This is a genomic window from uncultured Corynebacterium sp., from assembly GCF_945649885.1.
Lineage (GTDB): Bacteria > Actinomycetota > Actinomycetes > Mycobacteriales > Mycobacteriaceae > Corynebacterium.
The window spans coordinates 1-4,634 of record NZ_CALZFS010000164.1 but is presented as its reverse complement, the minus strand read 5'-3'; the positions used below and the strand labels follow the sequence as shown (position 1 = coordinate 4,634).

Genomic DNA, 4,634 nt, shown 5'->3' with positions numbered 1-4,634 from the left:
CATGGCTCCCGGGCTCGTTGCCAGATAGGCATCGAAGTAGGTGATGCCCACCCATTGAGCGATGGGGAACGCCAACAGCGCGCAGCCGATGATCAACACAATGATGAATGCGAAGATGGCGGGCAGTTGGCGGGCGAAATGCTTCAGGGAATCCTTGGACATCGTCCCACCACACAACCAACCGATGGAGAGGAAAGCGATGATGCGCAGAGGCTCCGGGGGATTCATGTTGAGCTCCACCGGCACCAGGGAAAGAAGAAGGATTGTGAGCAGCAACGGGCCGAGAACAGAGGGGACAGGCAGTTTCAACCTGGCCGCAATGGGGCCACCTGCCAATGCCACGATGATGATGAGGGCGATCATCCACCAGGACTGGCCCATCTCCACCGTATCTACCGCGGACGAGAGCTGATCCCGAGGGAGGAGACTGGTGACCAGAGGCAGCGACACCGCCACGGCGAGAAGTCGCAGGTACTGAGTCAGGGAGACAAACCGGATATCCGCACCGATCTCCTTGGCGATCGCAGGCATGAACGCAGCACCACCGGCAAGCATGGAGATCATGCCGGTTTCCTTTGACACCCCTTGTTGGAAACGGGACAGGAGATAACCGGCGAAGAGGCCCACGATGATGGTGAAGGCCCCCACCACGAGGCTCGGCAGGATATAACTCAGAAGGTTCTCGAGGGTCTCACCGAACAAGGGGACAGCTGCGAGCACCGCGACGATGCCGGCACCAAAGGTGTAGAGCACCTTGTTCACCGGCAGTTCGGAACCATTGAACAGGGCGGAAGCCCCCGAGGCCAGAATTCCCGCCAGAATCCATGAGGCCGGCACATTCAGCATGGTGAACAACCACCCCAGCCCTACTGAGGCGGGGACAACCACCGCCCATCTGGTCATTGTGGATGTCATCAACATGCCTCCTGTGAACGGTGATGGGGGAAAACAGTTGAAATCCGACCCGGAGGTCGGATTTCAACTAAAAGGGTCTGAGAAGGTCTAAGCAGCAGCGTTACCACTGGTGACCAGCCAGGTGGCTATCTCAGGGAACAGGATGATCAGGGCGATGACGAGCAATGCCAACGGGACACCGAGCAGGGCTGCGGTGAACACATTGCCCAGCGTGATTCTCTGTCCCAGGTTCACATCACGGTTCTGTGAGATCTTATGCACCAGGAAGACAAGTACACCGACCGGTGGGGTCAACATGCCGATCTCTGCAGCCAGGACAGTCAGTACGCCGAACCAGACCAGGTCCACATCAAGTGCATTGAGGGTGGGCAGCATGATCGGGACACTGAGCAGCATCAGGGAGATCGGATCCATGAACATACCCAGAACCACCATGATGACCAGTGCTGCGATGACGAACTGGGTGGCGGACAACCCCATGGTGTCGATCCATTCGGTGAAGAGGAATGGAATACCACTCAGTGCCAGCATGCGAGTGATAAAGGCGGCACCGATCAGGAGGAAGAACACACCACCTGTTGCGTACACCGTGGATGCGAGCGCACTGCCGATGGTGGAGAGGAAGTCCTTACCCTTGTAGGCAATAGCGATGAGCATGGCGCCAACGCAACCGACAGCGGCAGCCTCGGTGGCGGTGAAGAAGCCGCCGTACATGCCACCGAGAATGATGGTGACCAGGATGGGCAGGGGCCAGACCTGGCCCAGGGACTGCCAGCGCGCTTTCCAGGTGACGGCAGGGAGCTTCTCTCCGGCAATGGATGGGAAGGCGATGGCCAGGATGATGATGGCGGCATTGACCACCAGTGCCAGCAGGATTCCCGGAACAACACCGGCGAGCAGCTGCGGGCCGACGGGCAGGTTCGCAATGCCGGCGTAGACCACCAACAGCAGGCTCGGTGGGATCAGCTGGCCGGGAAGGCCTGCCATGATGACTGAGCCCAGTGCCAGACGCTTGTCATAACCTGACTTCAGCATTTCCGGAATGCCGATGCGGCTGATGGCGTAGGCGATGCCGATGGTGGAACCACTGGCTGCGGCGAGGCCCGCACCAGCCATGTTGGTGGTCACGGCCAGTCCACCGGGCAACCAGTTGAGCCAGGCGCGGGCAGCATCGAAGATACGGGTGGTGGCGCCACTCTTCCACAGCAGCAGCCCCATGAAGATGAACATGGGAATGACGGAGAGGGACCAGCTTGCGGCATTGGAAGCGGGCAGATCGACCAGGCTGCGTTCCACGACGGAGGAACCACTGATCCGCCAGATACCGAGTAGACCGGACACACCCATGGCCACGGCAATCGGTACCCGCCAGGCCATCAAGGTCAGCAGAAGAGCCAGGCAGACAATCGCCACCTGGAACTTGGTGGTCAGAGCTCCGGAGAAGATCAGGCCGATCTCACCGATGAGGATGGCCGCCATGATGGTGAGGGTGATGCTGGTGGGCCTGCCGGAGCGACGGGTGAGTCTGGTGGGTTTGGGGGTTTTAACAGTGGGCAGTGATATGTCCTGCTGTGGGGTTTCGACTGCTGATGTCATGGGGACACAGTCCTTTCAGTAGCACGAGAATTGTTCTCATCGGAAAGCAGAATGTTCTGTTCCTCAAGATCAGCCAGCACATCAGCTTCTTCGCCGATGGCTTCCTGCTCCGCGGAGAGCACAGCATCCTTATCAACGATGAGTTTGAGAACTTCAGCGATGATCACCAGCAGGAAGGCCAGGCAGGCGAGCGGGATGGCGAAGCGGGGTGGCCAGACCGTCACGCCGGTGGAGGAGTCATATTCCCCAACCGCCATCTGCTCGAAGGCGTTGTTTAGTCCCGCCCAGCCGATCAGTGCCACAAAGATCCCGGAGCACACCAGGGCGAAGATCGCCATGATCTGTTGGCCCCGGGGGTTCAGGCGTTCGTACACGATGGGCAGGTCGGTGTGTTCGCCATAATGCTGTGCCGCTGCCAGTCCGAAGAATACGAGCGGGAGCATCCACCAGTAGGAGACGAACTGGTTGGTTCCCTGGATCGGGGAGTTGAGGCCGAAGCGTAGTGCCACGTCCAGGAATACGTTGACAACCATTGCCAGGCCAGCTGCGGCACCGAGGAAGATGGAGGTCCGGATCAGGATCTTGACTGCAAGACCGATGGTGCGGGTGAACGCTCCGGGCGTGTCCGCATGACTGTTGGAAATGGTGCTCATATCAATCCTTCGAGGTGGTTAGGAAAGCTCGTTGAAGATTTCTTCGTCGAGCCTGTCGGCCCAGGGCTGCAGGTCCACGGAGTCCTCGCCAAGCGCAGTGGCCCACTCCTGGTGGTCGGCGTAGCCGCCGTCATAGCCCAGCTCCTCGACGATGCCGACCCACTTTTCACGAAGCTCCTCGAATTCGGTCACTGCTGCCTCTGAATCGGAGACGGCAGCCGGTGGGTTGTCAATCATGTTCTGACGGACCCCATCGAAGTGGGTGTCCAGAGCATCCTTGAGGTCATCCTCAGCTGCGAGGTAGTTCAGTGACATGGAGTCCTGCTCCTGATGGAAGCGCTTCTGCTCATTGAAGTAGCCGGTGTAGTAGATGTTGAGGAACTCAGCACGGTTATCGTCGAATGCCGCCTTCTGCTCCGGGGTGAGGGACTCCATGAAGTCAGTGGAAGAGGCCAGTGAGATGGAGCTCCAACCGGGGAAGTCCACCTTGGTGAAGTTCTTACCGATCTCCCACAGGCCAAGTCCGGTCATATCTGGTTCTGCTCCGACGAAGCAGTCAACAACACCGCGTTCAAAACCTTCGTAGATTTCTGCACCGGAGAGCGTCACCGGTGTCATACCCAGTGCAGTGACCGCGTCGGAGTAGAGTTCGCCACCGACACGCACACGCTTACCCTGCGCATCTGCCAGGGATTTCACTGGATCCTTACACAGCAGCTGGTAGTTATCGTGGTTCTGGAAGCGTGGGATCAGCGGGTAGATGCCCTCGCCCTCGAGCTCCTCGGAAACCTCAGGGTGCTTGTAGACCCATTCAATGGTTGCGGCTGCATTGGCCAGGAGTCCAACCACCGGACGCTCATCGCCGCCATAACCAAGCTGGGATGCCCAGGCATCAATCGGGAAGGAAGCCGGGGTGTAGGCCATACCCAGGTAACCCAGGTCAATGACACCGCCGTTCAGGCTGGTTGCCACCTCGGGCTGCTTGACCAGGGAATCGGCGAAGAAGTATTCGAAGGTCAGTTCTCCGTTTGATGCCTCAGTGACGACATCGCCGAACTGCGTCATGGCGGTACTCATCATGTGCTCAGGTCCGTAGGGCGGATTGGCATTGACCACGGTGCTCTCTCCGGATGAGGAGCCTTCTGCTGCTGTACCTCCCTCGGATAGTCCTCCACCGCCACAGGCGGCGAGGGTGAGTGCGGAGATCGATGCCACGGCAGCGGTGGACAGGAAGGTGCGGCGTGAACGGAAGGAACGTGAAAACTTCAGAGGCGACATGGATTTTCCTTGGGTAGGGGAACTGAAACAAGTAGGTGTCGACAGTTTATGTTCGTGACGAGTGTCACGCAAGTGCTTTAACCCACTTTTCATGGCTGGATGTTACCCCCATCTCATCCTGGACCCGTCACCCCTTAAGTGAAGGGGGGTTTGTAGCAGGAAGGGTGAAAATGACGAAAGCACCCACTTTCA

At 58.7% G+C, this 4,634-nt stretch carries 4 protein-coding genes; all 4 read right to left on the bottom strand.

The genetic code is table 11. The features are described from left to right. The coding region (locus Q0M74_RS13040; RefSeq protein WP_293955154.1) for an AbrB family transcriptional regulator at positions 1-915 on the bottom strand (915 nt) is incomplete at its 3' end. 87 nt (positions 916-1,002) lie between these two features. Next, positions 1,003-2,511, bottom strand: coding sequence for a TRAP transporter large permease (locus tag Q0M74_RS13035; RefSeq protein WP_293955151.1), 1,509 nt, complete (start codon positions 2,509-2,511; stop codon positions 1,003-1,005). Beyond that, positions 2,508-3,164: a TRAP transporter small permease gene (locus Q0M74_RS13030; protein WP_293955148.1), complete on the bottom strand. Its 657-nt coding sequence runs from the start codon at positions 3,162-3,164 to the stop codon at positions 2,508-2,510. Before Q0M74_RS13030 ends, Q0M74_RS13035 begins: the two co-directional genes overlap by 4 nt. An 18-nt stretch (positions 3,165-3,182) precedes the next feature. Next, complete coding sequence (locus tag Q0M74_RS13025; RefSeq protein ID WP_293955146.1) at positions 3,183-4,442, bottom strand: C4-dicarboxylate TRAP transporter substrate-binding protein; 1,260 nt, start codon at positions 4,440-4,442, stop codon at positions 3,183-3,185. Positions 4,443-4,634 lie beyond the last annotated feature (192 nt).